Source organism: Myxococcaceae bacterium (assembly GCA_016000045.1).
Classification (GTDB): domain Bacteria; phylum Myxococcota; class UBA727; order UBA727; family JABDBI01; genus AER2-1.
Map to the genome: position 1 here is coordinate 1 of JAECQY010000010.1, position 25,521 is coordinate 25,521.

Sequence of the window (25,521 nt, forward strand, 5' to 3'; positions counted from 1 at the left end):
TGCTCAAGCTTCACAGGCGATCGCTAGTGTGACTCCTGCCCATGCGCTGGTAGTTACCCCTGCTCAGGTTTTGCAGGCGGCCTCAAGTGTGACTCCTATTCATGCGCCTGGAGTTGCCCGTACCCAAGCGATGCGAGTGGATCCGCTCAGGCGAGCTGATGCTGGGTATCGAGGCCCTCGTTATGCCCAAGACGTCCCTGCTTTGGAATGGGACCGTAAGAGTCCTGAGGCAATGACTTTTGAAGAAGCCAAAGCTTATGCAGCGAGTCGTTCGTCGGAAGGATGGCGGCTGCCAACGATTTGGGAATTAGAGGCGCTGTATCAACAACGAGGTGTGTTAGGAGAAGAAGATGAGGATTGGTATTGGTCTGGCACTCCGGTTGACGGTGAATATGATCTCGCGTGGCTCGTCCATTTCTATTATGGCCTCGTCAACTACTATGGTCTGAGCTATACTTTCTATGTGCGTTGCGCGCGTTGAGGATGGGATGTTGACGCTTTGACTTTTGGTCCTTTAGACTTTTTTCTTGCGCGACCGAAGGTTCGCGCACCAGGCGGAGCCTGGTAACAGGAACGTTGGGAGAGCGATGGTCGCCTTAAAATCGCATCGAATGCGATCATGGATGTGCAAAACAGATGGAAGGCTGCGGGTGTGGACTCAGCTAGGCGTTACGATCAGGCTGAGGACACGCCTTAGTTTCATGGAACAAAAGTAGACTAGGGTGTGTCCTTATTGCATTTTCCTAACTTCAACCAAACCATCGAACAGGCCAATATGCAATTGCCCGGTAGTTTCGAGCTAAATTCTCAAACCGAGTCGCAATACCTCTCAAGTGCTTCAGTCTCGCGAATCAATTTTCAACAAGATGCCGGTGTTTGTACAAATGGGAGTCAAATTTTGAATTTGGTCTCATATTGTTCGAACCACGCGGAATGATCGGTATTGCACTTCGATTTCGGATGTGTCGCTGAATTTCATCTGAATCATAGCCCTTATCAGCAATTACGTTCTCGGCTCTATGGGCCTGGTTGATGATTTTATGGGCGACGGTTGCATCCTGTACTTCACTCCCTGTGATTTCAAAATCGATTGGATTTCCATGCGCATCGGTGGCCAACTGAATCTTTGTGGTAAGTCCTCCTCTCGAAAGTCCAATCGCTCGTTCGGCACCGTGCTGAGCTCCGCTCGCATGCTGGTGAGTGCGGATGTCACTTCCATCGATTGAATCGGTTAAATGCGGTTTTCCAGGCGCAAAATTCTTGAGGGACATCGCGCCAAGGCCCCTCCGTTCGAAGCTTCCATGACATTGCGTCCATTTTTAGATTGATAACAACCTTTTTCTTTGAGAACGGTTTGTAATTGATCTCAGGTTGCATCGGTTAAAAATCGACGAGCCATGTAGAAATCTTCGAATTTCCATACAGGGTCTTAAACCTTTGTCGATCGGGGTTCTTGCACGATATTTCGAACGGATACGAAACTTACCCCCAATTTTAGCCAAACTCACATTGAGGACACACCCTGGCTATTGCCCTGTAAGATAGGCAGGTGTAAAGGTGTCGACAGGAGTCTAATTTATGAAAAAACTTTTATTTGTCTTTTCGATATTTTTTCTGACAGCTTGGCAGGTTAATAGCGCTCAGTATACGCTTTCTGAGGTCCCTGAAGTGTGTTTTGTGCCTTGTTCCAAAGTAAAGCAAGAGAAAACTCGCTATGACAGACCACCGGTTGGTCAAGAACTTATGAAAAGGGTTGGAAATGAACCAGACTATGAAGGTCTTAAATCTGGGATCAGTCCGCTTTCTAAGCGTGCTCAAGATAGCATCGGCGGAGCTGCCACTGTGATGTGGCAGAACGATCCTTGTGACACAGAGGGGACCCTATTTCTTGCCAAGCTCATGGCGTATTTTTGGCCTGGAACGCCTGAATATCAAGCTCTGAATGAAGATAGTAGATACACGATGGATGTTTTATTTAAAGATGCTGCGGATAGCACAATAGGATCTGCGGAGTATCCGAAATCCAATTATGCAACCCCTCAAGCAAAATGTATTGCAGAAGTTTTAAGAGCTCAAAAAGGGAATTAAGTGCACCCAAGCTTGCTTTCCAGCCTGTTTTATGTGATTTTGATCTTGCTTTCGGTAGAATTGCAGGCTGAGAAGTGTCAAGAGTTTTCGTCTCAATCTGTTGAGGATTTCTATGCCGATGATGCCATCTATGACCAAGTAACCTGGTTAGCAGCTCACAACGCTTTTACGAATGTTGAGGATGGCTGGAGTCCAAAAGCAGTTTTTCCATCTGGCCAACAAACTTTGGGATTTGATGCTCAGTTTGAATACGGAGTTCGAGCGTTTTTTATTGATCTTCACTGGTGTAGAAACAAGAATGATGAACTTTATCTCGCGATGGCGCATGAGCACAAGAAAAGTCTTAACGAGTATGATTATCGTAATCCACTAAATCACAAGTACCTACGCTCATGTGATAGCTCTCCTATTCAGCGAAATGCTGAAAACAAGTTCAACATACCCGCTTTCGAAAGCTTTTTGTCTAAACTCAAACGATGGCTCGATGCGAATTCAATGGCTATTGTCACCTTGCACTTGGAAAGCTCTACTGGAACCACTGGTAATCAAATATTAATCGAATTGTTAACATCGGCAAACTTATTGAATTTCATCTATTCTAAAAATCTTTCCGATCCATGGCCAACATTGGGAGAAATGAGGAAAAGTAATAAACGATTGGTCATTTTTTCTGATAATAAGCACGATGGTTTTTTTCATACGACAGCTTATCGTGAGACGGAATATGACCTCAGTGACTTCAGAAAATGCGAAATGCGTTTGGATGATCGAAATACAGATAAAACATCAACTTTATTGGTAATGAATCACTTTCATGTGACTTCTCACGAAAATGCTGAATGCAGCTTCAATGAAGTCAATAATCCGAATTTTATTAAAACCCGTAGCGATCAGTGCTATCAGCAAGAAGGCATTCACCCGGCGTTTATCGTTTGTGATCATATAGAGCAAGGTGACCGTGGGGGATGTCGAGAGGCTGTTCTGACTCTGAATGCTTTGCGTTTACAAGAAGCTTGTTTTGATGCCAAAGTGGATCCTTATCTTATTTCAAAAGAAAATTCACAGCCATTTGAATCTAAACAAGAAAACTGTTGTATAGGAGGTTTAGGTTTGGCTATTTCCCCAACAGTTTGTTTGCTTCTTTTGACCCAACAGCGTCCTTTGAATCCTCCGCTTCTTGAATTAAAGACTTGTCTCAAGCTTATGACTCCACTTGGACTCTATTATTGGAGGCTGGTTCCTGAAACTCTTCAAACGATTGCTTCCCATTTAGAAAGCCCGGTGTTCAAAGCAATCAGTTTAATGCAACATTACGGGCATTTGTTCGTTCCACTACAAGTTGGTCTCTACGCTTTGAACGGATGGTATTCTCCTCAGTCAAAACAGCACGCAGTTTTGTCTCTATTGTTAGCTACCAGTTCAACCTCGCTTTTGCTCAATGGTCTGATTTTTCGCTATGTTAACAGTGGCTGGATCCCAAGCTTAAGCATTGCTGCTTTTGTTCCATTGTGCACATTTTTATATTACATGCCCACTTGGATACACCGTGCTTTTCAGCCTTGATTTGGATTCCAACGATTCAGACACCCCCCTTGACAGATGACATGCATCAGAAGGGATGTTATGGTGCTCAATCGTCATCAAACTCAAATCCAAGGTAAAAAAAGAAGACCATTTTATCGTTAATCGAAACTTTGGTCGGATTTTTGTTTGACCATTTCAGCGGCACTCGATAATTTGGTCGAGTGGATGATTCAATCGAAAAACGTTACCTAACCGATTTTCTGCAATCATTAGCACTGCAACGAGGAAAAATGGCGTTTTTACCTGGACCCAGACAAGCAGGGAAAACAACCCTGGCTAAAAATCTACTCAAATCGTTTGGGCAAGGTCAGTATTATACTTGAGACGATATTGAATTTAGACGCCTTTGGACAAAGAGTCCTAAGAAAACCATTCTCGCTCAAGACAGCCAAAACTCGCTCAAATTCTGGTGACCGAAAGTGCTCGTCTCAATGTATGCCGAAAAGGTGGAGACAGTCTCTTGGGGCGTTATCTCCACTTTCGGCTTCATCCGTTTAGTGTAGGAGAGCTTCTTTCGAACAAAGCTTTAGAAGCCTTTAATCGCTTATTTGAATTTGGAGGGTTTCCTGAATCATTGCTAGAAGGGAATCAGGATCTCGGTTTAATTTGGCGTCGCGGATGATTAGAAAAAATCGTTTGCCGTGATTTGTTCCCCTAAAGTGGACTTGAGACTAACGGTTTTTCCGTCGAAAGCAATCGAATAACCGTTGATCTGGCTGCAACCATGAGTTTGCAAGTCTTGATAGTAGGCTTTTTGTTCTATTTGCTGCAGACCTGCTTCAACTTTTGGGCCCATTTTTACTTCGATCACAATTCCGGGATCTTGGTGAGGTTCATTGGGATATAAGGCCAAATCATAGCGTCCATATCCACTTTCTCGGTTCGACCTCACCGTGTAACGTCCTCTGAGACCTAAGGTAATGCCTAGCAAAAACCCATGATAAAAAGATTCTTGGTTCGTTTCGCTCACATCGTGAAAACTCATGGATTCTAAAATCAACTGCTGAAGTTTCTTCTGAAGATTAACGGTATTGCCTAGAACTAGATCTTCCAACAAAGCTGGCATAAATGAATCACCTTGCTTGCCTCCAAACCAAGCCAGAAGAATTTTCTTGAAAAAATGGCGCACTTCCAGATTGGGAAGGATCATTTTTCTGTCAGCGTCTAAAGTCAGGTAGCCAGAAATAAACAATAGATTCCAGAAAGAAGAAGGGTTTTCTTTCAGATTATTCATGACCGTGTAAGGCTCTATCTCAACACCTAAATTTTTGCCTTCAATCAACCTACGAGCATCTTTTAATTTATCCGCGGTCAAACATTCCCTAATTAAATCGTTTGAAGAGGTATTGATCCAGTAGGGTTCTAGTTTGTACTGGTTACTGAGAAAATGCAGAATGGACCAGGGATTGTAAATGGTCAGCCCATCTCCAAAACGATAGCCATTATACCAAGACTTGAGGTCTGATACATGTTCTTGTGGGCATATCGCCTCAACTTCGGATTCTGTAAAACCAAAATACTGCGCGTATTGATTGCGGGTAATGTCATAAGTCTGAATGTTGTTGAGGTCTGAGAAAAGGCTTTCTTTGCTAATGCGCGTAATACCTGTCATGACGCCTTTATAGAGAGAGGGATTACTTTTTAAAACTTCACCTAAAAAGCCTTTAAACAGGGCAATGGCCTTTGGAAAGAATCCATTGAGATAAGCCTGTTGCAAAGGTGTGTCATATTCGTCAATCAGGACCCAAACTTTTTGCCCATGGTGCTTCTCAAGTGCTTCCGTGAGATAGCGAAACGAGTTCTTGAGTAGTTCATCTGAGAAATCCGTTTCAAAATAAGGGGCGATTGTTTGTCGATCCAACCCATCTAACTTTTCGGAATGGCGCAAATAAGCATACTGTCGGTAACAATCTCGAATGCAGATTTTCAAGGAACTTAACAAGTTTTCGTAATTATCTGCTTTAAGTCCTTTAAAACCAACAAAAATAACCGGAAACTTTCCCTGCCAGCCATCTAAGATATTTTGATGTTGACTGATAGCCAAGTCTTCGAATAAGGGTTTATTGGTTCCGAAGAAGTATTTCAACATAGAAAGGTTCAAAGATTTTCCAAAGCGTCTAGGCCTTGGCAGTAAGATAATTTTAGAACCATCCTCTAGGATATCTTTGATGAGCAGAGATTTGTCGCAATAATAACTCAGGACCCCAGTAGGACTCGAAGAAGTGCGAAGTTGTTCAAAATCATCTTCACCAATTGAAAAGCGCATAGAGCCTAAAGTATTTCATAACTTGCGGTTCCAATCAAGCTGGGCAGTGAATTTGAGAGAGCGGTATGAAGTTCATGACGCAACCCTATGAGGCCAAATTCAGCATTTGACTCGCATTTGTAGAAGCAGCGAGATCACGCTTCTTGCGTTATGACCGCAGCTTCGTAAATGGCCTCGTACAAGGTTGGATGCGCATGAACCGTATTCGCAATGTCTTCAATCGTCGCTTCCATCTGCATAGCAAAGGCAGGTTCAGCCAATAGTTCAGTCGCACCCGGGCCAACAATGTGCACTCCGAGTATTTCGCCGTATTTCGCATCCGTGACAAACTTAATGAAACCACGTTTTTTGCCTAAGATTCCGGCCTTCGCATTGCGAGCCATATCAAAACGGCCGATCTTCACTTCGTAGCCACGTTTTTTGGCTTCTTCTTCGCTAAGTCCAGACCAAGCAACAGGAGGATCGGAGTAAACGCAAACAGGCGTGTGGTCATAATTAAGCGGCACCGCCGACTGACCAGCCATATGAGAAACGGCTAAAATACCTTCAGACGAAGCAATATGAGCGAGCCAAGGGGTATTCACGCAGTCTCCAATGGCGTAAATGCTGGGTTCGTCTGACTGCATCCATTCATTCACTCGAATAAAACCTTGATCCAGTTGAATCTGGGTATTCTCGATACCGATATCGCTTGTCAGAGGCATACGGCCCACGCTGACTAAAACGTAATCGGAATGAATCTCAACCTGCTCGCCGTCTTGTTGAGTATAAAGAGTCTTGACCGAGTCGCTGTTTGCTAGCACCTGAGTGACGGAAACATCGGTGTGAAAACAAACCCCCTTGCTCTTAAATTGGGTCACCAATTCTTCGGAGCAATCGGGATCCGAGGAAGCCAGTACCCTCGGTAAAGCCTCTAGAATAGTGACTTTGGTGCCTAAGCGACTAAAAATCGAAGCAAACTCGATTCCAATGACTCCCCCGCCAATAATCACCAACGAACCCGGTATTTCTTTCAAATCCAGGGCTGTATCGGAATTGAGAATTCGAGGATTTGAGTCCAGAGCCAACGCTAAAGCACGAGGCGTTGAGCCAACGGCCAAGAGAATGTGAGCGCCACGGACGATGCGATCGCCGACCGCTACTTCGTGAGCACCCTTGAGACGTCCCATCCCTGTGATCACATCGACTTTCCGGGACTTCATGAGCTGTGCAACGCCACCTGCGTTCGCGTTAATCACTCTCGATTTGTATTTTTGAATCTTTTCCCATTCAACACGAACGCCCTCTACCGAAATGCCAATCTGAGGTGCATATTGCAGCTCAGAGTAAACATCCGCCGCATGCAACAAGGCTTTGGTCGGAATGCAGCCGCGATGAAGACAAGTGCCTCCGAGATGAGCGTCTTTTTCAATCAAAGCAACCCGCATTCCCAAGGTGGAGGCTCGAGCTGCTGCCACGTAACCGCCCGGACCTGCCCCCAAAACCACCAAGTCGTGCGTGTAGGCCATGCCTATTTCAGCTTCACTTCTTTGAAATCAACGTGTTTTTGAACTTTGGGATCGTATTTTTTCAGGAGCAACTTATCTTTGGTGTTATTTTTGTTTTTCTGAGTGACGTAGAAAAAACCGGTGCCGGCTGTGGACTCCAGCTTGACAAGCTCTCGATTGCTCTTTTTTGCCATAGTTCTCTTCTTCTAAAGCAGTCGTAAGACCCAGTCAAGAGCGAGCCTTCTCAAATTCGAAACGGTCTCGCGAGAGAAACCCTCTTTGAAAATCCGTTCAAGTCTTTCATAAGCAAGGCTTATGACTTTACTCTTGATTGCGATGGGAATGGCAGTATTGTTGGCGATTGGCTGGCATCGTTTTCGAAAGATTCGCCTTTTGAAAAGTAAGCCGTCTGAATTGGAAGTCACGTTGCTGAAAGCGGATTTGGGCCTTGGAACGACTCAAGCTTTGTTAGAACAGGCTCAAAGCTCAGAGGAGATTAAAAAACAGGTCGAGAAGATGCTCTCGATCGCTTCTCCTCTAGGCCTTAGCTTGAACGATGCACCAACGGTGATCTTATTCGTTGGAGTCAATGGAGTGGGAAAAACCACCAGCATCGGTAAAATGGCGGCTCAATTGAAAGCGAAGGGCAAAAAAGTCGTTTTAGGAGCCGGAGATACCTTTCGAGCTGCTGCGGGAGAACAGCTTGAGATTTGGGCCAAACGGACGGATAGCCTCTTTGTTTCAAGGCCGAATGGAGATCCGGCATCGGTTTTATTTGATGCCGTCGTGCGCGCCCAAAAAGAGGGCTGTGACTATGTTTTGTGCGACACAGCCGGACGTCTTCACACCAAAGACAACTTGATGGAAGAACTTAAGAAAATCCATCGGGTTCTGGGCAAAGCTTTACCGGGTGCCCCTCACGAGGTGTTTTTGGTGCTCGATGGAACAACGGGGCAGAATGCCCTTTCGCAAGCACGCGAATTCGCTCAATCAACCCCAGTGACCGGGATCATTTTGACTAAGATGGATGGAACCGCTAAAGGGGGCATGATTGTTGCGATTACACGAGAACTGAAGATTCCGATTCGGTTCGTTGGAGTGGGTGAGACAGCCGAAGATTTGAAAGTATTTGACCCTAAAGCATTTACGGAGGCCCTGTTTGAAAATTGAAATCACCGCTCGTAAAGAGTCCCTCATTCCGCTTCGTGGCAGTCAGTTGGCTGCTGGTTATGATCTTTTCGCAGATGTTTCGGAAACTCGAGTGATGCTTCCTGGAGAACGCGCGCTTGTTCCCACCGGAGTTTCAATTGCGCTGCCAGCTGGTTTTGAAGCGCAGATCCGCCCACGTTCAGGCCTTGCGCTAAAACATGGGATCACGGTTTTGAACAGCCCAGGCACCATCGATGCCGACTACCGCGGAGAGATTAAAGTCATCTTAATCAATCTGGGGCAAGAGGCATTTGAGGTTCAACCTGGCATGCGAATCGCCCAAATGGTGATCGCGGCGGTTCTTGCGCCCGAATGGTCGAGGGTGGATTCTTTAAATGAAACCGAACGCAATTTCGGCGGATTTGGATCCACAGGCGCCTAATCATGAGTCCATTTTTCAGTACGTTTTTGGTGGCTGCACTCGGCTACTTTGTGGACGTTTACGATCTGGTTTTGTTTGGAGTTGTTCGGATCGAGAGTTTGAAAGCCATTGGAGTGCCCGAAGAACGCCTTTTATCCGATGGCATGTGGTTGATGGACTGCCAAATGATCGGGATGTTGGTGGGAGGGCTCTTCTGGGGTTATCTTGCAGATCGAAAAGGTCGAACCACCGTCATGATGGCATCGATCTTGCTATACTCACTCGCCAACCTTGCCAATGCTTTCGTTGGGTCTGTTTCAGTTTATGCCATGCTAAGGTTTTTAGCGGGATTGGGTCTTGCAGGAGAAGTCGGCGCCGCTGTGACTTTGATCAGCGAAAGCAGCCAGCAAACGAATCGAACTTTGTGGACGACTTTATTGACCTGTTTTGGGTTGATGGGAGCCGTCGCTGCTGGAATCGTGGGGGACTGGCTCCACTGGAAGGCAGCCTATTTACTGGGCGGCGGCATGGGTCTTGGGCTGCTTGTTCTGCGTCTGCGGGTTGCGGAATCATCGCTGTTTACCGACTCAAACGCTTCGCGTTTAGCTCGTCCCGATTTCTTATTTCGGACTCGCCAGCGCTTTGTGCGATTTGTATCTTGTGTGCTGCTGGGCGTCCCGATTTGGTATGTAGTGGGTATTTTAGTCAGCTTCTCTCCCGAAATCATGAAGGAAAGAGGTCTGCTTGAGCCTATTTCAACGGGCCGAGCGATTTTGCTTTGTTATGTGGGTTTTTGCCTGGGCGATTTAGTAACGGGCATGGTCAGCCATCTTTTGCGAAATCGAAAAAAAGTGATTGCGGGTGCCTTGCTGGGCTTAGCGATGATGGTGTCGATCTATCTCAGTGCATCCATCGAAACCCTTCGTTCATTTGAAGTCCTTTGTGTCGTTCTTGGATTTTTCGGAGGTTATTGGGCGGTTTACATCACGACGGTCTCGGAAAATTTTGGAACCAATCTCCGAGGAGCAGCTGTCATCATGACGACGAATGGTATGCGTGGAGCCGTTGTTCTAATGACCTTAGGGGTGCAATTTTTGCGCCAATATGGCTCCTTGGTCCAAAGCACTGCGATTCTCGGTGGCATTGTGATTGGGGCTGCGTTTTTAGCCCTGCTCGCTCTCCCGGAAACTTTTGGAAAGGACCTCAACTACCTTGAGGGAGCATGAATACGCTTCATACTCAAGCCATTCTCACTTCCATGGTTCGTTACGGAGAGGCGGAGGCCATTGTCCGGGTTTTAACGCAATTTGATGGCCGTATGACGCTTTTTTGTCGAAGCGCTTTCAAGCCTTCGAAGAAGCGAGGGAGTATGGTGCAGGTTCCGGCGAGAGGAAGTTTGGCGTATCGGCCGAATCCTCATGGTATGAGCCGATTGCTCGAGATTGATTTAGGGCTTTATACCCCGCGAATTTCAACTTGCTTACGTGGGTTTGCATTGGCATCTTACGCTTGCGAACTCGTTGAAGTGTTGGTTCCCGAATTAGAACCTCACGAAGATATCTTTGCGTTATTAGATACGTTTTTGGCTCGTTGTGCCGATGAAGAAATGAGCACAGAATCGATTCGACGCTTCGAATACGATCTTTTAGATGCCTGTGGGCTGTTGAGCGAAGCAGAATCGTCTGAAACCGATCTGGCTCGTATGGCAGCCATCTTTGTGGCCCATTTGAAGCAGCACAAGCCAGGTCCATTAAAGAGCCTGGCTTTCTTTAAACAAATTTCAGGAGCTTCGAAAACAAACGGAGGTTTTCAGGCAAGTGGTGTTCTGGTAGACTACAGGCATGAAGCGGCTGCCGGACACGATCGATGACTTTAAAAAATTGATCGAACACAACTATGTGTATATAGACAAAACAAAGCACATCTATGATTTGCTCACGGGTTCGCCTCAAAAATTTTTTCTATCAAGGCCCAGACGTTTTGGCAAAACGCTTCTCATTTCCGTCCTTGAGCAGATTTTCTTAGGTCATCGAGAGCTCTTCAGGGGTCTTTGGATTAACCAAAGTGATTACGCTTGGTCAAAGCATCCAGTGCTTCGCATCAGTCTGGCAGGGATGGACTTAGAAACGCCTGAGAGATTTGAGAAAGATCTCCTATTGTGTCTGAACCGAAAAGCCGATGAGTTTGGTATCGATTTACAAAATGCTGAGACTCCTACTGCCTGTCTCAAGATTCTGATTCAAGGACTTTCTCAAAAGGGTCTAGTCGCACTTCTCATCGATGAGTACGATGCTCCAATTTTGGCTCATTTGAACAACCCACCCTCTGCCGAGATCATACGAACCAAATTAAAATCATTTTACGGTGTTATCAAAGATTTGGATGCTTCTTTGAGATTTGTTTTTATCACCGGTGTGACCAAGTTTAACAAAACTTCCATTTTTTCCGGCATCAACAACTTAGACGATCTGACCCTCGATAAACGGGCTTCCTCTTTACTGGGAGTCACCTTCGAAGAACTCATTCGTGATTTTTCGAAACATATCCAAGTGGTAGCAGACCAAGGCACGAAGACCTCTGAGGAGGTTTGTCAGCTTTTGCAAGAATGGTACAACGGCTATCGCTTTTCTCCTTATTCAGAAGAAAAAGTCTACAACCCTTGCTCGGTTTTAAAGGCTCTCAATCGAGGTCAATTTGAAAATTACTGGTCTCAAACGGGTACTCCAGGTTTTTTGGTCAAGCTCATAAAAGAAAGAGATTATCCTGTTCTCGATCTAGAAAATTTGAGATTATCGGCAGAAGATCTAGGAACTTTCGACATCGATCAAATTCACCTTTCCACCCTATTATTTCAGACAGGTTATCTGACCATTCAAGATTACGACCCTGAATCGGCACTCTATCGGCTGTCGTATCCCAATCGAGAAATCACCCAGTCGATGATGCGCATGTTAGCGCCTATTATCACGAGGCAGAAATCGTTCGCTCCTTGGCAAGCGCTGGCCGCTGATCTCAGAAGCGCTTTGCGTACGAGCAACGTTAAAGTGTTCTGTGAACTTCTGAAACCGTTCTTTGCCGACATTCCCTATGATTTGCATATTCCGCTTGAACGCTATTACCAAACCGTGTTCTATCTGTTGGTCAAGTTTATGGGAGCCGAGACGATAACCGAGGAAAAGACCAATATTGGCCGAATCGATGCGGTTTTCCAGACGTCCACCCACGTCTATATTGTCGAGCTCAAAATGGGGACATCCGCCCAAGAAGCGCTGCAGCAAATCCAGCAAAAACAATACGCTCAAAAATACGAACTTTCCGGCAAATCCATCGTGGTGCTAGGTTTGGCCTTCGATCCGGAAGCCAAGAATATTGTTGATCAAGCCTGGCTGCATGTGTGAATCAGACTTTGCGATTGCCCCTGCTCAGCTTAGTGAGGGTGGTGTCGAGCTATCTCAAAAATGTGAGAGCGGCGGTTCCCAAAGACAACGCGCGTAGTATTGGAGAGAGGCAACATTGCCTCCCAAAGCGCCGTTGTTAAAGAAGACATTCCACCCGCCTCCAGAAAGGCCCACTGTCAGCGACGATGACCAAAACCCACTAATCGGTTCCCCAGAAAACACCGTCGTGTCCATCATCAGCGCACCCGAGCTCTTGCTATAATCTACCAGTGTTTGCAGTTCGCGAACGCTCGGCAAGCGCCACGTTCCGCCTGCAGAACTTCCCACATTCAAGTTATTGCAATAGTCTAACGCTCCCGATTGGGTGTAATATGTAGTTGACATTTTCTGCCAGACCAAACCGGTTACGTTGTCGATCACCGTGGGGATGGATCCACGGACTCCAACCGTATAGCGAGAACTAAAAGGGGCTGCATAGCAGGAACGCACGCAACGAACCACATTGCTCGTATCCCTACTTTGGCGGTCAGAGAAAGGAGGGTCGAATGCGCTTTCGAGATACCAAGAGGAGCCATCCTGCCCAATATTCAATGAACCCGACCAATAATTCGAAACCGGCGCTTCGGGAAAGGCCGTGGTATTCGTAAAGGGGGCTATGCCGTTTGAGTAATCGATTAAAGTACCCAATTCCAAAATGTTCGGTGCTCTCCAATCTGAGAATCCCCCCGTGTTTCGGCCGGAACAGTAATTCGTAAGCGATGAAAAAACCATCGGCGTTGTGCCAGCGATTTGCTCCCACTGCATATTCGTGAGCGTATCGAGGACCACTCCATTCGAGATCACGTAACGACCTGTTTGGTTCACCGCGTCGTGGTAGACGCCTGTGCTGTGATTCCAGGCAGCTAAAAGCCCGTTCATGGACTGCGTCGTTGCAGCACAAGCAAATGTATGGCTCAAGCTTGCTTCTTGGCTCGGTGTGGCGCTATTCTCGAAGCTGTGCTTTGTCTGCAAAGAGGCTGTGTCGGTATTGGGCAAACTCTGACTCAGCGTAGCCGTGTTTTTTGGCAGAATTCGATAGCACGCTTGGAGCATTTGAGTCTGCGACCACCCCACCACCATGCGCACCTGGAGAAGGTGGTAATGTCTCAAGTTCACGCGCTCTGGCAAATGTTCGCACTGGTTGCTCAAAGTCAATACAGACTCAAAACCCGGCCAACAGTCGACATTCTCGACGACCGCATCGAAGAACACCGAACAATTTAGTTCAAAAGGCATACGGTATCCGGCATAAGACTTTAGATAGCTTGCCGTTCGATTTAAGACGGCTCGAATGGCTTCTTGAGCTTGACTGCGTGTCGAAAGGTTTTGAAAATACCCGTGAAGAGGATCCCCAGAACCCGCAGTCATCGAAAATTGAGCCAAGGCGCCTGAGCATAAACCAAGAATCAAACAAAACTTCAGCATTTAATCGCTCCAGTCTAGATTCGCGACTCCAATCAGCTCTCGAAGCTCCATCAAAGCGCGATTCGAAACCATCGTGCTGTCAGCTGTATACCTTCCAGAAATTAATTGCAAATTCACGTGCCCCAAAAGCGCTAAGCAGTTTTTAGCCAACTAGCAGACCTCTGTCATTGTATCTCCTGTCGTGGCTCTTGGCCGCTACAACCTATTTGACGGCATTAAAAAAACCATTTAAACGGCATCATGCCTATCTTTAAGCCGATCCCAGAGGCGTTCTCTTTTCCTGAACAAGAACAAGCCATCCTGGCGTTTTGGGAGCGAATCTCTGCGTTTCAAGAAAGCCTCGAGCGACGCAAGGGCGATGGAACCAATCGGTATACATTTTACGATGGCCCTCCTTTTGCTACCGGGCTGCCTCATTACGGGCATTTTGTGGCTTCCACCCTGAAAGACGTGGTTCCGCGCTATTGGACGATGCGTGGCAAATACGTCGAAAGACGATTTGGGTGGGATACCCATGGCCTTCCGATTGAGATGGAAACCGAAAAAACGTTGGGTCTATCCGGTCCAACGGAAATCAAAGCCTATGGGATTGATCGTTTTAACGAAGCGTGTCGAGAAGGTGTGCTCAAATACACAGGTGAATGGGAAAAAATCATTGGACGTTTGGGACGGTGGGTCGATTTTAAAAATCATTACAAGACCATGGATGTGGATTTCATGGAATCGGTGTGGTGGGTGTTTCAGCAACTGTGGAACAAAGGTTTCGTTGAACAAGATTTTCGAGTGATGCCTTACAGCTGGCGTTTATCAACGCCGCTTTCCAATTTTGAAGCCAATCTTGATTATCGTGACGTTCAAGATCCCGCCATTACTGTTCGGCTTAAACTTCGAGACCAGGATGCTTATCTGTTGGTCTGGACGACAACGCCCTGGACTTTGCCCTCTAATTTGGCCGTCGCAGTCGGAAATGAGATTTGCTATGTTCGAGCGCGCCGCAAAGAAGACCCAACGGTTTACCTGCTGGCTCGCGATCGACTCGAAGCCGTTCTGGGTAAAGAGGCCGAGATCATCGAAGAACTCCAAGGTGACAAGCTTGTGGGTCAGTTCTACGAACCCCTTTTTGAAGATTATGTAGGGCAAGCGCCGAACCTATTCCAGGTTTTGCCCAGCGCTCATGTGACGACAACCGACGGAACGGGTTTGGTGCACATGGCACCTGCTTTTGGGCAAGAGGATTTTGAAGCTTGCAAAAAAGCAGGGATACCTTTGTTCGGGCACGACTCGGTCGATGAAGAAGGCCGTCTTGTCTCATTGGGTGTGCACATCAAAGAAGCCGATCCCATCTTAATTCGTAAGCTCAAAGAAGCAGGAAAGCTGTTTCGTCAAGATACGATTCAGCACAGTTACCCTTATTGTTGGCGCAGTGGAACTCCGCTGATTTATAAAGCATTGCCCGTTTGGCAAATCAAAGTGTCGGCGATTCGAGAACGCCTTTTGCAAAATAACGCTCGCATTCATTGGGTCCCTGAGAGCGTAGGCGAGAAGCGGTTTGCTAATTGGTTAAGCGATGCACAGGACTGGTGCATTTCCCGAAATCGTTTCTGGGGGTGCCCAATTCCGATTTGGATTTGCCCTCGTTGCAACCAGCAGCGCTGCGTGGGATCCAAATCTGAGCTCGAGAAATTAGCGCAAGAATCTCTCAGCGATTTGCATTCGCATTGCATCGATGCCTTAACGATGGATTGTGAGTGCGGAGAGAAAATGAAGCGCATTCCGGAAGTCTTTGATTGCTGGTTCGAATCCGGTTCGATGCCTTACGCACAAAATCATTACCCGTTTGAGAACTCAGAGGCTTTTCAAACCGATTTCCCGGCAGACTTTATTGCCGAAGGTTTGGATCAAACACGCGGATGGTTTTACACGCTTTTGGTACTATCGACGGCTTTGTTTGATCAACCACCCTTTAAAAACGTCGTCGTGAATGGGCTGGTTTTGGCTTCCGATGGCTCAAAAATGAGCAAATCCAAGAAAAACTACCCAGACCCCAGTTTGGTCATGAACGAGTACGGAGCCGATGCGCTTCGTGCCTATTTGATTAATTCGCCCATTGTTCGGGCAGAGCCTCTGCTCTTCAACGAAAAGGGTGTGAAAGAAATTGTTCGCAGTGTCATGCTTCCTCTCTTTCATGCCTGGTCCTTTTTTGTACAATACGCCAACATCGATGCTTGGGACCCTCGTAGTTTGAAGGTTTCTCAGCACAGACCAGAAATCGATCGTTGGGTATTGTCCAGGCTTCAATCGCTTATTGCGCAAGTGAATGAGCAGATGGAAAGCTACTCTCTCTACAAAGTGATCCCTCCGATGCTGGGCTTTATTGACGACCTGACCAACTGGTATATTCGAAGAAGTCGAAGACGTTTTTGGAGAAATGCGACGGAACCAGGCGCTGAGGACGACAAGCAGGCCGCTTACGCAACGCTTTACGAAGTGCTGGTGACCTTTAGCAAGCTCCTGGCGCCTGTATTACCCTTTATTTCGGAAACGCTTTATCAGAATTTGACTTTTGAATCTGGAGAAAGCGTTCACTGGCAAGACTACCCAATCGCCGATGAATCTCAGATTGATTTAGAACTCGAACGCGAGGTTGAAGTGGTTCGACAAGTGGTGCGCCTAGGACGCGCTTTGCGTGAAAAACACAAGCTGAAAACACGCCAGCCTTTGCAAGCAGTCGTCGTGGCCACACACGACCCGATCGCACAAGCAGCTCTGGTGAGTCACGCAGAGTTGATTCAACAAGAGCTGAATGTGAAACGAGTGGTTTATCAAGCAGACGACTCGGCTTTGTGCGTGCTTTTGATCAAAGCGAATTTTAAGACGCTGGGCAAGCGCCTGGGAGCCCAGATGCGTGAAGCCAGCGAAGTCATCGCTCAATGGGGCCGTTCGGAGTTTGCAGCTCTGCAAGCGGGTCAAAATTTGAAAGTTTTGGATCAGTCGATTGGCTTGGAAGACGTGTTGGTGACTCGAGTGACTCAGGGGGATCTGGTCTTGGAATCCGCAGGAGAGCTGACGGTAGGTTTGGAAACAGATTTGACTCTTGAGCTGATTCAGGAGGGATGGATGCGTGAGACGGTCAGTCAGTTGCAAAAACTTCGAAAAGATCAGGGACTTCAAGTCACCGATCGCATTCAGCTGTTTTTTGAAACCGACTCGGACGATTTAAAAGCCGCTCTGGTGCAATTTGACGCGATGATTCAGTCGGAGGTTTTAGCCACATCGATCACTTGGGGGGAAGATGCAAAAAATAAAATTTCGCTGGAAATCGAGGGCTTCGTGCTTCAAGTAAGCCTGCAGGCCTGAAGCGCAGCTAATTGAAGCTCTCGCAAAATCTGTTTCGTCAATATGCTAAACAGTAGTGATATCGGAATTGGACTCTAAACCGACAGCCTTTCCATCAAAAGCGATCGAATAACGGTTTATTTCGCTACAACCATGAGTTTGTAAGTCTTGATAATACGTCTTCTTTTCGATCTGCTGCAAACCAGCCTTGGCTTTCAGACCCATCTTCACTTCGATGAGAATACCAGGGTCTTTTTGTGTGTCTTTGGGATATAAAGCCAAATCATAGCGACCGTAGCCACTTTCTCGATTAGATTTAATAACATAACGATCTCGTAAGCCGAGTGTCATGCCCAGCAGAAATCCATGATAAAAAGATTCTTGTTTTCGTTCCGTTACGTCATGAAAACTCATCGTTTCTAGAATCAGCCTCTGTAGCTTGGATTGAAGTTCTAGAACATGGCCTAAAATCAAGTCTTCTAACAAATCCGTGAGAAAGGTTTCGCCCTGTTTCCCTCCAAACCATTTCAGCACGATCTTTTCAAAGAAATCGTGAACCTCCAAGTTTGGAATCGTCATTCTTCCATCCGTGTCTAAAGTCAGGTAGCCGGAAATAAAGAGCAGATTCCAAAAAGAAGAGGGGTTTTCTTTCAGATTATTCATGACCGTGTAGGGCTCTACTTTAATATCCAGGCTCTTTCCATCGATCAAAGCATGAATGTCCCTGAGTTTATCTGCAGTGATGCATTCTTGAATCAGATCATTCGAAGACGTATTAATCCAATAAGGTGCTAACTTGTATCCCTTTTTCAAAAAATGCAGAATTGACCAGGGATTATAGATTGTTAGACCATCACCAAAACGGTATCCGTTATACCAAGATTTCAAAGCTGAAATATGGTCTTTTGGGCACATTCTCTCTATTTCTTTTTCTGTGAAGCCGAAATGCTCAGCATACTCGTTGCAGGTAATATCGTAAGTTCCGACGTTGTTTAAGTCTGAAAAGAGGCTTTCTTTGGCGATCCGAGTAATGCCTGTAACAACGCCTTTATATAAAGCATTATTTGATTTTAATAAGGCTCCTAGAATATTTTTGAAGAGTGCAACAGACTCCGGAAAAAATCCTTTGAGATAGGCTTCTTGCAAAGGTGTATCGTACTCATCAATCAACACCCAAACCTTCTGGCCGTGATGGATTTCCAGCATTTGGGTCAAGTACAAGAAAGAATTGGTCAGGTAGCTGTCTGTAAAATGAGGTTCAAAATATGGCTCAATGGTCTTCTTGTTTAAAACGGTTAGCTTTTCCGAAGTCAGCAAATATTCATATTCTTTGTAAACATCGCTGATCTTGATTTTCAGCGAACTGGTCAATGTTTCCAGGTCCTGAGCTTTTAAATTCTTCAATCCCATGAAGATCACAGGAAATTTTCCTCGCCAGCCCTCTAAAATATTTTGGTGCTGACTAATCGCTAAACCTTCAAATAAAGGTTCTTCGGTTCCAAAGAAGTACTTCAACATAGAAAGATTTAACGATTTTCCAAAGCGTCTAGGTCTTGGCAAGAGAATAATTTCAGAGCCATCGTCAATAACGTCTTTGATCAGCAAAGACTTATCGCAATAAAAATTGTGTCTTCCTTCAGAATCGACCAAAGTTCTTAATTTTTTAAAATCATCCAAACCAATTGCGAAGCGCATGCATTTGAAGTGTCTCATAATTTGAGGTTTCCATCAAGCAGCTGTCCGGGTTCAACAGATGATCCCGAATAGAAAAACAGATTGATTGAGCCTGCCTTGAAACCTGAAACGCGATTAGATCGATTCTTCGGGTGGGGATTGGAGCTCTTGTAAAATCTGCTCGATCTTCTCCGGAGTGCAGCCAAGATGCCAGGTTTCTTCTGGATAAATCACCATCACAGGTCCTTTCTCGCACACTTGCAAGCAGTGTGTTTTTGAACGTCGGACCTTTGTTTTCAAGCCCAGTTCGGTGATTCGCTTCTTCAAGTAGTTCCAGGAACGCATGCCTTCTTCGTGAGAGCAACATTTTGGATTTCTTTGATCGCTGCAGAGAAAGAGATGCTTCTTGGGCATGAGATTTTTTGACACAATCGTTCTTGAGTCGCAACCGACCCCCTCTCACGGACACTCAGAAAGCAGAGTTTCAATAGGCAGGGCTATATTTGGATACTCATCTCTTTGGGACTGACTTGAAACCCAGGGCGATTCTTAAGGCCTTTTTGATTGATCAACCTTAGGCATCTTGTGATTTCTCAAATACAAGCCGCATCTTACCCCCGCAAGCTTTGACGATTTTATGAATTGTGTTTAACTCATAGCGGTTGCAAGCAAAATTCTCATAACGGCTAATGGCTGAACCCGTGGTTCCAACTTTTTTAGCAAGCTCTATTTGGGTCAGACGCGCTTCTTGGCGCAAGCCCAAGAGTTGCTCGCCACGATGTCTTTTCATACTCTTCCTCAAATCCATCTCTAACCGCTCTAAGTTCGCGGGAATGGCTGTTGAAACCAGGCAGGGTCTTGATTTTTCTTGTCTAAAAATCTAAGGACTCGGGATGGAAATACGCGTTCGTATCGGCCCATCTCCGACGGGAGACCCTCATGTTGGGACGGGCTATGTATCCTTGTTTAACTATGCTTTTGCCAAACAGCAGGGTGGCAAATTTATTCTGCGGATTGAAGACACCGACCAGAAGCGCTCGACGCCCGAAAGCGAACAAGCCATCCTCTCTTCCATTAAGTGGTTAGGCATTCAGTGGGATGAAGGGCCGGATATCGGAGGTCCGTGCGGTCCATATCGTCAAAGCGAACGTTTGCCCATTTACAAAGAGCACGTGGAAAAACTCATTTCAAAGGGTCATGCTTATTGGTGCAGCTGCACCCCCGAACGTTTGGCGGAAGTTCGAAAAAGGCAGCTCGCGCTCAAACAGCCCACGGGTTACGATGGCCATTGTCGAGCCTTAAATCTCAGCGAAGGATTAGTCATTCGACTCAAAACGCCTCAAGAGGGCGAAACCGTGTTTCGGGACCTGTTGCGCGGCGAAATTTCGATTGGCAATTCGGAAATCGATGACCAAGTGCTATTCAAGAGCGATGGGTTTCCAACGTACCACTTAGCGAATGTAGTCGACGACCACCTCATGCGCATCACACACGTGATCCGAGGTGAGGAATGGATCAGTTCGACCCCTAAACATATTTTACTCTATCGATTTTTTGGTTGGGAACCCCCTCAGTTTGCGCATCTGCCTCTGCTGAGAAACGCCGATAAAAGCAAAGTTTCGAAACGTAAAAATCCTGTTTCGCTCGAGTACTTCCGAGAAGCCGGATACTTACCGGATGCATTGCTGAATTTTTTGGGTCTGATGGCCTTTTCATTCGAAGAAGGTCGCGAAATCTTTTCGCTCTCAGACTTTGTGCAAAATTTTAAATTGGAACGCATCTCCTTGGGAGGTCCCGTGTTTGATTTGAAAAAATTGCTCTGGCTAAACGGTCGTTATTTACGCGAAAATCGAAACGGTGAGCAAGTCGTTGCTTATTTGCAAGACCGATTGTTTTCGACCGCGTACTTGAACCAGATCGTTCCATTGGTCAAAGAACGAGTCGAGAAATCCGAAGATTTTATCGAATACGCGGACTTCTTTTTTAAAGCATCTGTGTTGGTAGAGCCTGAGAACTATCTCATTAAAGGCGTCGAAGATCGAAAAAAGCTGATTGAACTTTACGAAGAACTCATTGAGCAAATCGAGGTCTTAAGGCCTTTTGATGCACCAAGCCTGGAAAGCGCTTTGCGAACTTTTTGCGAACAACATCAGCTCAAACCCAAAGATGTGTTCATGCCTGTACGCCTTATGGCGACGGGAAAAAAAGCAACCCCGCCCTTGTTTGAAACGCTGGCTGTGCTAGGACGAGAGCGCTGTAGAACGCGTCTTCGAGCGGCTTTAGGAGAATTAAAGAAATGATGCAAAGAACTTTTTCGATTATTAAACCCGACGGTGTGCGTCGCAATCTCATAGGCAAAATCATTGGCCGCTTCGAAGAAGAAGGCCTTCGAGTGATAGCGGCTCAGATGAGGCGCCTGAGTCTGCATGAAGCCGAAGGCTTTTACGCGGTTCATAAAGAAAGACCGTTTTTTGGCGAATTGGTGGAATCGATGACTTCAGGTCCGGTTTTGTTGATGGTCTTGGAAGGTGCCAATGCCGTTGCTAAGAATCGTGAGATCATGGGGGCAACGAATCCTGCTCAAGCAGCTGAAAATACCTTGCGTAAGCTGTATGCTCTTTCCATTGGTGAGAATACGGTACATGGCTCGGATGCTCCTGAGACGGCTGCAACGGAAATTGCCTGGTTTTTTGCACAAAGCCAGGTTGGCTAATTCCGTCTCGGAAGCCGATTAGCATGAATCTGCTCACCGATCCTTGGTTGCACTTGGTTCTGGATCGCCCCCGCATTATTGCGAATGTGGCTTCGATCGTCCGTCTTGCGGCGGGCTCAGAGGTGGCTTTGCATATTTGCGGCCCGCTGGTATTTGAACAAAACGACAAAACCAAATGGCGCGCGGGCTTAGACTATTTTGCGGGGGCTCGGGTTCATTTTCATCTCAATCTGGAACGTTGCTTGAGTTTGCTTGGAAGGTCGCCTTGGTTGGTAGAGGTAGGGGGCTCTAAGACACCTTGGGAGGCTTCGTTTGAAGCTGGCGATGTGGTGGTGTTAGGCCCTGAAACCGCCAGCATTCAAGATTCGGTTCAAAAGCAGTATCCCGATCGAATCCTCACGCTGCCACAACCCGGTCCAGTCCGATCACTGAATCTCGCTCAATGTGCGGCCGTTTCTGTGTTCGAGGCGATGCGACAGATTCGGCATTGACCATCGAACTTAACGAAAGTGATCGTATCCACAGTTACTCCAGGGCATCTCATTGGTATCTGCAACGATCTCACCGATTTCAATGCCATAAGGAGAATCTTGAGCCGTGAAAAGCAAAGCATAGTCTTCGCCTCCCAACAGCGCCTGATCGGCAGAAGCGAGCGAGTGCTTGGGAAGCGTGTGTACGCGAGCCCCCACTTTTGACGCAGAGCAAAGCGTATGGAGATCTTTGGATAATCCGTCCGAGAGATCCATGCAAGCTGTGGCAATGTCAACGAGCTTAGGCCCTAGTTCAAGCTCGGCGGTCGGATAGAGGTGGATGGGATTGGCTGGCCCATCGATGCCATCCAATAGATTTTTCAAGCCGGCAGCCGAAGCGCCGAGCGGGCGACTCACGTAGATTCGATCCCCAGGGCGCGCTCCTTGCCGTCCCAAAGGCTTGCCCTTAACATCTCCAAAGATCGTGATGGAGCAGCTAAAATGCAAAGCAGACCGGCTCAGGTCACCTCCGTAGAACTGAACTCCGTGAGATTGGCTTGCCGCCACCGCGCCTTTCAAAAACGCGGTCAAAAAGGCCAAGTCATTCTGAAACCAAGATTCTGGAATCTCTAAAGACCATAGAAATCCGATTGGAGTCCCTCCGGCTGCAGCAATATCCGAAAGATTTTGAATAATCGCTCGATAGCCAGCGGATTCCAAGGGTCCCAGCCCTATTTGAAAGTCGTTTTTTTCTTGAAAGGCATCTTGGCTAATCACGCGATGAAAGCCTGGTAAAACGGGTGGTAAAAGCGCGCAATCGTCCAACAGCTCCTGCGCTCCAGGCGCTAGGATAGGTTTAAGCTGCTCTTTGATGACCGAGATAATCTTGGCTTCACTTAAACTCAAAAACAAGTCCCAAAGTCAGCATGAGTGGAAAATCAGCGGCTGGCCAACGCGGCGAGAAATTAAGACCCTTTTGATGAAAGTTATCAATTGGCATGTAGGCGGCTTCCGCTTTCAAATAGACGTGATCGTACACGCCATTGGCTCGAGCGTTTCGGGAGACGCTTGGCTCCAGTGAGTCTAAGGCCAACATAAGCCCGGCTGCAGCCTCGTAGCCAAAAACAAAACCCATGGGATTCGCTCCGCCTTCTTGGTCAACGCCATTTTGATACGTGAATAGGTAGCCTGCACAGACGATACCGCCTCGCACATAAGGAACCAATGGCACTCGGTCGACCCAGTGATCCAAAGCATAGGTAAGCTGAGGTCGAAAGTGCAACAGGTGTAGACCGACAGAATCACTGGATTGATGGGCGGTAATGGCTTGTGTGCTTGGATCCATCGCAAGAGCTTTGCCTCCCGCATAGGTGTAGGAAAGAGCTCCTCCAAGTTGCAAACTTCCAAACTGGTCCCAGAGGTGAATGTCCACTTCGAGCCCCATCAAAGGCAAGAGTTTATGGTCGAACATAGGACCATAAAACGGACGTATGGCACGGCCATTGATTTGAGTACTGGTATCCAGACTGGGGCGATAGGGTGAACCGGTAAGTCCGACATTGATCGAACCCAAGTGTGCCCACAGAGGCACGGATAAGAGGCAAAGAGCGCCTAAGAAGCGAATGCGAATCGGAGCGATTAAAATCAGCAACAAAAGAAAGAGTGCCCACGACTCTGGGGCAGAAGGGGTCTGTGTGCAGCTCCAGGAGAGCGGGTTGCTGGCGCCGTCGTAGATTTTCGAGAAACCAGCGCTGTCGATGGGGGTTCCCGTGAGGCTTGGGCTCCACAAATTTTGCGATCTCTGGACTCGGGCGACCAGCGTGTACTCTTGGAAGTTTTCTAAATCGTTTAACGTGATGTGGGTTGCTGAAGTCGTGGTCAACTCACTGGGGCACGCAGCCGATGTATGGGTTAAAGCGCCGATGAGTGCAGAATCGGTTCCGAAACAGACTTCATAAGTCGGAGCATAATCTTGGTGAGCGGATTTCGGATCTTTCAAAGTCATAGAAAGTCGTTTGGATCCGGCTACAATCTCTTCGATGGAGACCGCATCGGGAAAAGTGTCGTAGGTGAATTGGGCTTTGAAAGGCTCTGCATCAACTGCGTAGATACACAGAGCAGCTTTTCCTGAAGCAGGGCTTTGGCAAGCTCCAAGACCGTTCAATAAGTCCTGAGGAGCAACGTTTGCAAGCCCATTGGAGAGGCTTTGAGCAAAATTGGGGATAATCGCTCCCGGAGCATTGGTATCCGATGAAGAGGGGCAGGCATTTTGAAAATTAGGATCGCTCATGACTCGGCCAATCAAATTCGACCCGTTGGGGACTCCGCTGAGTAAAACTTGAAGAGGCGAACGAAGGCTACAATCATTCAGAAACGGCTGTGCTATCCCTGAAAAACCAACGATGGTTGTGCCTTGAGCAAAAAGTGTCAAACCGAATAGAGTGTGGAGTAGGATCCATATTTTCATCGAAGATATTCCTTGGCTAAAATTTCAGCAATCTTGACCGCGTTTAGCGCAGAGCCGGTTCGTAAATTATCACACGAATACCAAGCCGCTAAGCCGTGTTCAACGGAGTCGTCATTTCGAATTCGTCCTACCAAAGTCGCATCTCCTCCGGATGCTTCTGCGGGAGTTGGGTAGAGATCCTCGCTCACATCGTCGACAATTTGCAAGCCCTTTGTGGCTTCCAAAATAGGCCGAGCTGTGTCTTCGGTGATAGGTTTTCGAAATTCCATATGAACCGCGGCGCTGTATCCGTTAAAGACCGGCACCTGAGCGCAAGTGGTAGCCATTTTCAGATCTGGTTTTTTGAGAATCCGACGTGTTTCCAGCAACAACCCTTCTTCTTCCCCAGGAATATGGGGCAAGATGTTGAAGGCAATTCGGTGAGCAAAGTGTTTAGGCTTTATCTCTCGCATGGAAAACAAGTCACGCGTCTGGGACTCGAGCTCTTCCATGCCTTCTCGACCAACCCCGGAAACGGCTTGATAAGAAGCCACCACCACGCGACTTAAGTCGGCTTGATGGTCGAGCGGCGCGAGCAATTGGACGATCGGAACGGTATTGGCATTCGGACAAGCAATCACGTTTTTGATTTTGAACTGAGCAATGTCTTCAGGGTTGACTTCAGCGACCACGAGTGGAACTTTTTCGTCCCATCGAAACGCATTGCTTTGATCAATTAAGATTGTTTTCGTTCCTTGGATCCATTCGGCTACTTGTTCAGCGATCGATGCTTCGGCTGCAATAAAAGCGATATCCACGTCCTTCAACGCCTCAGCCTGGAGGGTTTGAATGGTAAGAGATTGGCCGTTGACTTGAACGCGCTCACCCGCAGATTCCTTACAGGTCAGCAAGGTCCACTGGCTTACTGGAAAACAGCGCTCTTCAAGAATTGAAATTAACTCAGAGCCAACCAGGCCGGTTGCACCCACGACTGCGATCGAAAAAGCACGAGACATAGAACAAAG

The 25,521-nt window shown here is 46.9% G+C and carries 24 protein-coding genes and 1 pseudogene; 14 read left to right on the forward strand and 11 right to left on the reverse strand.

Annotated elements, in window-relative coordinates; all coding sequences use genetic code 11:
- Nucleotides 1-28: 28 nt before the first annotated feature.
- On the forward strand, nt 29-481 hold the full coding sequence (locus tag I8H75_05865; GenBank protein MBH2006842.1) for a DUF1566 domain-containing protein: 453 nt from the start codon (nt 29-31) through the stop codon (nt 479-481).
- A 236-nt stretch (nt 482-717) separates the two neighbouring features.
- Here I8H75_05865 and I8H75_05870 read toward each other — a convergent pair.
- Nucleotides 718-1,399, reverse strand: a pseudogene (locus tag I8H75_05870) (IS5 family transposase).
- 179 nt (nt 1,400-1,578) lie between these two features.
- Between I8H75_05870 and I8H75_05875 the strand changes: the two are divergent.
- The 4 genes from I8H75_05875 to I8H75_05890 all read left to right on the forward strand — a co-directional run bounded on the left by I8H75_05875 (nt 1,579) and on the right by I8H75_05890 (nt 4,294).
- The gene (locus I8H75_05875) at nt 1,579-2,088 is read left to right on the forward strand and encodes a hypothetical protein (GenBank protein ID MBH2006843.1); all 510 of its coding nucleotides are present in this window, start codon (nt 1,579-1,581) and stop codon (nt 2,086-2,088) included.
- Entirely contained in the window at nt 2,089-3,651 is a 1,563-nt protein-coding gene (locus I8H75_05880; GenBank protein ID MBH2006844.1) for a hypothetical protein, read from the forward strand.
- A gap of 182 nt (nt 3,652-3,833) precedes the next feature.
- Nucleotides 3,834-3,995: an ATP-binding protein gene (locus tag I8H75_05885; GenBank protein ID MBH2006845.1), complete on the forward strand. Its 162-nt coding sequence runs from the start codon at nt 3,834-3,836 to the stop codon at nt 3,993-3,995.
- Between the two features lie 86 nt (nt 3,996-4,081).
- Nucleotides 4,082-4,294, forward strand: coding sequence for an ATP-binding protein (locus I8H75_05890; GenBank protein ID MBH2006846.1), 213 nt, complete (start codon nt 4,082-4,084; stop codon nt 4,292-4,294).
- Here I8H75_05890 and I8H75_05895 read toward each other — a convergent pair whose 3' ends face one another.
- The 3 genes from I8H75_05895 to rpmG all read right to left on the reverse strand — a co-directional run bounded on the left by I8H75_05895 (nt 4,295) and on the right by rpmG (nt 7,619).
- Nucleotides 4,295-5,938: an AAA family ATPase gene (locus tag I8H75_05895; GenBank protein MBH2006847.1), complete on the reverse strand. Its 1,644-nt coding sequence runs from the start codon at nt 5,936-5,938 to the stop codon at nt 4,295-4,297. It abuts the gene before it with no gap.
- 134 nt (nt 5,939-6,072) lie between these two features.
- Nucleotides 6,073-7,446 (reverse strand): dihydrolipoyl dehydrogenase, encoded by a 1,374-nt coding sequence (lpdA, locus tag I8H75_05900; protein MBH2006848.1) that lies wholly within the window; start codon nt 7,444-7,446, stop codon nt 6,073-6,075.
- 2 nt (nt 7,447-7,448) lie between these two features.
- Nucleotides 7,449-7,619, reverse strand: a complete 171-nt coding sequence (gene rpmG / locus I8H75_05905) for a 50S ribosomal protein L33 (protein MBH2006849.1) — start codon at nt 7,617-7,619, stop codon at nt 7,449-7,451.
- Between the two features lie 121 nt (nt 7,620-7,740).
- Between rpmG and ftsY the strand changes: the two genes are divergently transcribed.
- The 5 genes from ftsY to I8H75_05930 are packed head-to-tail and all read left to right on the forward strand — an operon-like array spanning nt 7,741 to nt 12,393.
- A complete protein-coding gene (gene ftsY, locus I8H75_05910) occupies nt 7,741-8,595 on the forward strand; it encodes a signal recognition particle-docking protein FtsY (protein ID MBH2006850.1) in 855 nt (284 codons plus the stop codon).
- Complete coding sequence (dut, locus tag I8H75_05915) at nt 8,585-9,016, forward strand: dUTP diphosphatase (protein MBH2006851.1); 432 nt, start codon at nt 8,585-8,587, stop codon at nt 9,014-9,016. The genes ftsY and dut overlap by 11 nt, the downstream gene beginning before the upstream one ends.
- A 2-nt stretch (nt 9,017-9,018) precedes the next feature.
- Nucleotides 9,019-10,221, forward strand: a complete 1,203-nt coding sequence (locus I8H75_05920) for an MFS transporter (protein MBH2006852.1) — start codon at nt 9,019-9,021, stop codon at nt 10,219-10,221.
- Complete coding sequence (gene recO / locus I8H75_05925; GenBank protein MBH2006853.1) at nt 10,218-10,865, forward strand: DNA repair protein RecO; 648 nt, start codon at nt 10,218-10,220, stop codon at nt 10,863-10,865. Before I8H75_05920 ends, recO begins: the two co-directional genes overlap by 4 nt.
- The gene (locus tag I8H75_05930; GenBank protein ID MBH2006854.1) at nt 10,837-12,393 is read left to right on the forward strand and encodes an AAA family ATPase; all 1,557 of its coding nucleotides are present in this window, start codon (nt 10,837-10,839) and stop codon (nt 12,391-12,393) included. Before recO ends, I8H75_05930 begins: the two co-directional genes overlap by 29 nt.
- 54 nt (nt 12,394-12,447) lie before the next feature.
- Here the strand turns inward: I8H75_05930 and I8H75_05935 are convergent, their stop codons facing one another.
- Complete coding sequence (locus tag I8H75_05935) at nt 12,448-13,857, reverse strand: DUF1566 domain-containing protein (GenBank protein MBH2006855.1); 1,410 nt, start codon at nt 13,855-13,857, stop codon at nt 12,448-12,450.
- Nucleotides 13,858-14,097: 240 nt separating this feature from the next.
- Here I8H75_05935 and I8H75_05940 point away from each other — a divergent pair, with 240 nt between their 5' ends.
- Entirely contained in the window at nt 14,098-17,214 is a 3,117-nt protein-coding gene (locus I8H75_05940; GenBank protein MBH2006856.1) for an isoleucine--tRNA ligase, read from the forward strand.
- A 45-nt stretch (nt 17,215-17,259) separates the two neighbouring features.
- Here I8H75_05940 and I8H75_05945 read toward each other — a convergent pair whose 3' ends face one another.
- From I8H75_05945 to I8H75_05955, 3 genes are all read right to left on the reverse strand, one after another.
- Nucleotides 17,260-18,888 (reverse strand): AAA family ATPase, encoded by a 1,629-nt coding sequence (locus I8H75_05945; GenBank protein MBH2006857.1) that lies wholly within the window; start codon nt 18,886-18,888, stop codon nt 17,260-17,262.
- Between the two features lie 114 nt (nt 18,889-19,002).
- Nucleotides 19,003-19,281 carry a (2Fe-2S) ferredoxin domain-containing protein gene (locus tag I8H75_05950; GenBank protein MBH2006858.1) on the reverse strand — a complete coding sequence of 93 codons (279 nt, stop codon included), beginning with the start codon at nt 19,279-19,281 and terminating at the stop codon, nt 19,003-19,005.
- A 160-nt stretch (nt 19,282-19,441) separates the two neighbouring features.
- Nucleotides 19,442-19,657, reverse strand: a complete 216-nt coding sequence (locus I8H75_05955) for a helix-turn-helix transcriptional regulator (GenBank protein MBH2006859.1) — start codon at nt 19,655-19,657, stop codon at nt 19,442-19,444.
- A 103-nt stretch (nt 19,658-19,760) separates the two neighbouring features.
- Here I8H75_05955 and I8H75_05960 point away from each other — a divergent pair, with 103 nt between their 5' ends.
- From I8H75_05960 to I8H75_05970, 3 genes are read left to right on the forward strand one after another with little or no spacing between them, the layout of a single operon-like run.
- Nucleotides 19,761-21,167, forward strand: a complete 1,407-nt coding sequence (locus tag I8H75_05960; GenBank protein ID MBH2006860.1) for a glutamate--tRNA ligase — start codon at nt 19,761-19,763, stop codon at nt 21,165-21,167.
- Nucleotides 21,164-21,580, forward strand: coding sequence for a nucleoside-diphosphate kinase (gene ndk / locus I8H75_05965; GenBank protein MBH2006861.1), 417 nt, complete (start codon nt 21,164-21,166; stop codon nt 21,578-21,580). Before I8H75_05960 ends, ndk begins: the two co-directional genes overlap by 4 nt.
- Nucleotides 21,581-21,603: 23 nt before the next feature.
- Nucleotides 21,604-22,071, forward strand: a complete 468-nt coding sequence (locus I8H75_05970; GenBank protein MBH2006862.1) for a hypothetical protein — start codon at nt 21,604-21,606, stop codon at nt 22,069-22,071.
- Nucleotides 22,072-22,080: 9 nt separating this feature from the next.
- Here I8H75_05970 and I8H75_05975 read toward each other — a convergent pair whose 3' ends face one another.
- Genes I8H75_05975 through I8H75_05985 form a run of 3 tightly spaced genes read right to left on the reverse strand, consistent with a single transcriptional unit; the run spans nt 22,081 to nt 25,512 of the window.
- Complete coding sequence (locus I8H75_05975; protein ID MBH2006863.1) at nt 22,081-22,956, reverse strand: hypothetical protein; 876 nt, start codon at nt 22,954-22,956, stop codon at nt 22,081-22,083.
- The gene (locus I8H75_05980) at nt 22,943-24,517 is read right to left on the reverse strand and encodes a hypothetical protein (GenBank protein ID MBH2006864.1); all 1,575 of its coding nucleotides are present in this window, start codon (nt 24,515-24,517) and stop codon (nt 22,943-22,945) included. Before I8H75_05980 ends, I8H75_05975 begins: the two co-directional genes overlap by 14 nt.
- Nucleotides 24,514-25,512, reverse strand: a complete 999-nt coding sequence (locus tag I8H75_05985) for an aspartate-semialdehyde dehydrogenase (protein ID MBH2006865.1) — start codon at nt 25,510-25,512, stop codon at nt 24,514-24,516. Before I8H75_05985 ends, I8H75_05980 begins: the two co-directional genes overlap by 4 nt.
- Nucleotides 25,513-25,521 lie beyond the last annotated feature (9 nt).